Here is a 4305-nt window from a genome sequence, read left to right as displayed (position 1 = left end):
TACGCAGAAACCTTCACCTGCGGCGCATCCGGACTCAGCCACTGGTGGGCCGGCAACGGGCAACGGCGGCTGTTCTTGATGCTGGCGATCCCGGGCGTCATCGGCGCCGTGATCGGCGCCACGGCGCTGGCGCATATGCCGCCCACGTGGATTCGGTATTTCCTCACCCCGTACCTGCTGGCGATGGGGTTGTTCCTGCTTTTTCGCACCACCAAGCGCAGGAATCTGCGCCAGGATGTGCCGCGCGGCACCGGCGTGCTGGGATTCGTGGCTGGCGTGCTGGACGCGGCCGGCGGCGGCGGATGGAGTGCGCTCACGGTCACCACGATGGTCGCGCGCGGACAGGAACCGCGCCTGGTGATCGGCAGCGTGCACCTGGCCAAGTGCGTCGTCAGCTTGGCTGCCAGCATCACCTTTCTACTCACCATTGGCGAAAGCAAGTTGCACGTGGTGTTCGGGTTGATCCTGGGCGGGGTGGTCGCCGCACCGTTTGGCGCCTGGCTGGTGCGCCGCCTGCCTCCGCGGGTATCCACGCTAATGGCCGGGCTCACTGTGTTGGCGCTTGGCATCTACAACTTCTATCACCTGCTGCGCTGATGACATCCTTGCCTTTTGTGGTTGTCGCCGCGCAAAAGCGGGGGGGCGCTTTTCAACGACGATGCGTCCAGGAAAATGGATTCCTCGCACCTAGCGAGACAACTCGCAGATCCAATTCACTTCCCAGTGCCTGCCGCCATCCGGTGAAAACGACTGCTCCATCCGCGCCGCATGCGGCGAAACGTTGAGCCACATCCAGCGCACCAGCACGACGCGCCCGTTCCAGGTGATGCGGTTATAAAACTCGCCACGATTGCCGTGGAATTCACCCACCACGGGTGCCGCCGGATCGAGCTCGCCGTTGTCCAGATCCAGCCCGTAAATGATCCATTGGTGCGTTTGCGGGTTGTACATGCGCAGGGTCTGCGCCTTGATGTGCTGCTTCTTGTCGCTGCTGGAGACTTCGAATTGCTCGAAGTCCGCGTTGGTGTCCAGCAGCTTGTGGTGATTGGAAATGCCGTCGTACTCCACCCAGGCATGGGAGCCCACGAGGCGATCTGGCAGGCGGCGGACATGCGCTTTCCAGTCGCCGATCAGGAAGTCGAAATCATGCGAGCCGTCACGCTGCGGACCGGCCATCACCGCCGTGGGGTCAGGCGGACCTTGCTGTGCCGAAGCCGGCAAGGCGATGCCCAACAGCCAGATCACCCCTATCAGAACCGCGAGGAACTTCGGTGCAGCCAGCCTCAGCGCAAGCATGCCTCCCCCTGTTCCGGTGCCACCCGGATGGATCGTTGGGCGGAGCCTACGCTTATCGATCGGCCGATTCCATACAATGCCGCCCCATGACACTCTCACCTTCTTCCCGCCAACCCTTGCCCCTGGAAGTGCAAGGTTCGGCCAGACTGCCGCTGGGCATGACCACGGCGCAGTTCCTTCGCGACTATTGGCAGAAGCGGCCGCTGCTGATCCGCAAAGCTTTTCCTGATTTCCATACGCCGATCGCACCGGAAGATCTGGCCGGGCTTGCCTGCGAGGAAGGTGCGCTCTCGCGCCTTATCCAGCACGACGAAGATCGCGAACGCTGGAAGGTGAAGACCGGTCCGCTGCGCGAAAGCGACTTCGCCAAAACCGGCAACGCCAACTGGACGCTGCTGGTGCAGGACGTGGACAAATGGGATATGGACGTGGCCGCCCTGCTCGATCACTTCAGCTTCTTGCCGAACTGGCGCGTGGACGACGTGATGATCTCGTATGCCGAACCCGGCGGCGGCGTCGGCGCACATGTCGATCAGTACGACGTCTTTCTGCTGCAAGGCCTGGGACAACGGCACTGGGCGATCAGCACCGATCCGCATGCACCGAAGGATTTCCGCAGCGACGTCGAGCTGAAGCAACTCGTGCACTTCGAACCCACGCACGAATGGCTGCTTGAGCCCGGCGACATGCTGTACCTGCCGCCCGGCGTTCCGCATGACGGCGTGGCGCTCGGCGGGCCCTGCATGACCTTCTCGGTCGGCATGCGCGCGCCATCGCAAGCGGAACTGGTGGGCGACCTGGCCGACTACCTGGCCGAACATTTGTCGGACGACCAGCGCTATGCCGACCCGGATTTGGCGCCGGCCAAGCGCGCCGGTGAAATCGACAAGGCCGCGCTGCAGCGCGTGCGCGACGCCGTACCACTGGCCCAGGCGCTGGATGACGCCACCTTGCTCGACTGGTTCGGCCGCTTCATCACGCGTTATCGCGCCGCCCAGACGCCCTTGCCACCGGCCAAGACGCTTAGCGAAGCGGCGTTGATGAAGCAAGTGCAAGGCGGTGCGTCGCTGCTGCGCCACCCATGGTCGCGCATGGCCTGGGCGCAAGCTGGCAAGCGCTGCATGCTGTTCGCCAATGGGCACGCCTATCCGGCATCATCCGGCTGGGCCACGCAGCTTTGCGCGCAACGCACCATATCCCCGCCGTTTGACTTGGCGGGTGGCGACAGCGCTTTGCTGCTGGCCTTGATCAATGATGGACACCTTATCTTTCGCCGGCTGCGCGGACGCCACGCATGAGCACACCACTATCCCCGACCGATGATGGCGCCCGCGCTGCAAGCGGTTTCGAGGACATCGCAGCGATACGCCTGGCATTACTGGCTGCTGCCCGCTACAAACTGGCGATTCACTTGCCGGCGCTGCCGGCGGACATCCTCAGTAGCCCGGCTGAGCTGGCCGAACTCCGCCGCGTTGCCATCGCCGGACGCGGCGCCGAGATCCGCATCGTACTCGGCGATCCGGACGCGGCGCTGCGCATGGGACATCGCCTGATCGACCTGGCCCAGCGCATGCCCAGCGTGTTACGCATCCGTACACCTGCCGAGGAAGATCGAAGTACCGAGACGGAAGCAAGCAGCTGGTTGCTCAACGATACCGGCGGCTACCTGCTCCTGCCCGATGCCGAGCGCGGGGAAGGGCGCGCCGCTTTGAAGGATGGCCCGGGACAAGCACCCTTGCTGCTGCGATTCGAACAGCTGTGGGAACGCGCCTTGCCGGCCACGCAGCTCCAGCCACTGGGCTTGTAAACCGTCCGCTGAACACCCATGCCTGCGGAACCTTCGACTTCCGCATCCGATCCGGTCACCGCAAGCGCCTAAGCTGTTGTCCTGGCTACCTTCCAACGTCAGCGAGGACGCCAGCCACTGCTCCGCAGCACGGTTCATCGGCTTGCCGCGGTGCAGAAGCCGCAGGCTATAATTAACAGGATTTTTCGCCAGCGAACCGGGTCCTCGACACAAGGCGGTCCGCTGAGGCTTCCCTTCCCTGCCGGTGGTGACGTGAGCACAAACCTGATCCGCGAGTTTTCCGAATCCTCGCAACTCGCAGGCGGCAACGCCGATTATGTCGAATCGTTGTATGACGCCTGGCTAGCCGATCCTGCATCGGTATCAGCCGAGTGGAACACCTACTTCCAGACCTTCAAGGGCCGCGAATCGGGAGATGTCTCCCATACCGCGGCCATTGCGCGTATAGAGGCTGCCCAAAAGCAGCGCCCCGGCTACACCGCGGCGGCTCCCGTAGGCGACGCGCACGCGCGCAAACAGGCCGGTGTGCTGCGCCTGCTGACGGCTTACCGTTCGCGCGGCCACCTCGCCGCCGATCTCGATCCGCTGGGTCTCGCCCCCAAGATGCACGCGCCGGATCTGGAGCTGCCCTTCCACGGCCTGTCCGAGGCCGACCTCGACACTGAATTCGACTGCGGCAACTTCGCCGGCGGCGGCCAGCGCATGAAGCTGCGCGAGCTGTTCGCCCGCCTGAAGCGCGTGTACACCAGCACGATCGGCGTGGAGTTCATGCACATCTCCGACCACGCGCAGCGCAACTGGCTGTACTCGCGCCTGGAACAGGCCAACGGCAACGCCGGCCTGGACAAGGCCGGCAAGCAGCGCCTGCTGGGCAGCCTCACTGCGGCCGAGGGTCTGGAGCGCTACCTGCATACCAAGTACGTGGGCCAGAAGCGTTTCTCGCTGGAAGGCGGTGACAGCCTGATCCCGATGGTGGACGACGTCGTGCGCGCCGCGGGCGATGAAAACATTCGCGACGTGGTCATCGGCATGGCTCACCGCGGCCGCTTGAACGTGCTGGTGAACATTCTCGGCAAGCCGCCGAAGACCCTGTTCAACGAATTCGAAGGCATCTTCGAACACCACGAGGACGACCCGGCCCATTCCGGCGATGTGAAGTACCACATGGGCTTCTCCGCCGATGTGCGCACACCCAAGGGCGG

The 4305-nt window shown here is 64.1% G+C and carries 5 protein-coding genes; 4 read left to right on the top strand and 1 reads right to left on the bottom strand.

The features are described from left to right. A partial coding sequence (locus VMA74_RS01320; RefSeq protein WP_325364046.1) for a sulfite exporter TauE/SafE family protein occupies positions 1-597 on the top strand: 597 nt, incomplete at its 5' end. 90 nt (positions 598-687) lie between these two features. Here VMA74_RS01320 and VMA74_RS01315 read toward each other — a convergent pair. Further along, a complete protein-coding gene (locus tag VMA74_RS01315) occupies positions 688-1296 on the bottom strand; it encodes a hypothetical protein (RefSeq protein ID WP_325364044.1) in 609 nt (202 codons plus the stop codon). 86 nt (positions 1297-1382) lie between these two features. On the opposite strand from VMA74_RS01315, the gene VMA74_RS01310 reads away from it, so the two are divergent. From VMA74_RS01310 to VMA74_RS01300, 3 genes are all read left to right on the top strand, one after another. Further along, a complete protein-coding gene (locus tag VMA74_RS01310; protein ID WP_325364042.1) occupies positions 1383-2594 on the top strand; it encodes a cupin domain-containing protein in 1212 nt (403 codons plus the stop codon). Next, positions 2591-3103, top strand: coding sequence for a hypothetical protein (locus VMA74_RS01305; RefSeq protein ID WP_325364040.1), 513 nt, complete (start codon positions 2591-2593; stop codon positions 3101-3103). Before VMA74_RS01310 ends, VMA74_RS01305 begins: the two co-directional genes overlap by 4 nt. A 252-nt stretch (positions 3104-3355) precedes the next feature. Further along, positions 3356-4305, top strand: a 950-nt coding sequence (locus VMA74_RS01300) for a 2-oxoglutarate dehydrogenase E1 subunit family protein (protein ID WP_414649536.1), incomplete at its 3' end; no start/stop codon positions are given.

The organism is Dyella sp. (assembly GCF_035508675.1).
In the GTDB taxonomy this organism is placed as follows: Bacteria; Pseudomonadota; Gammaproteobacteria; order Xanthomonadales; family Rhodanobacteraceae; genus Dyella_B.
Note: the sequence above shows the minus strand (reverse complement) of the source record. Positions and strands in the feature narration are given on the sequence as shown.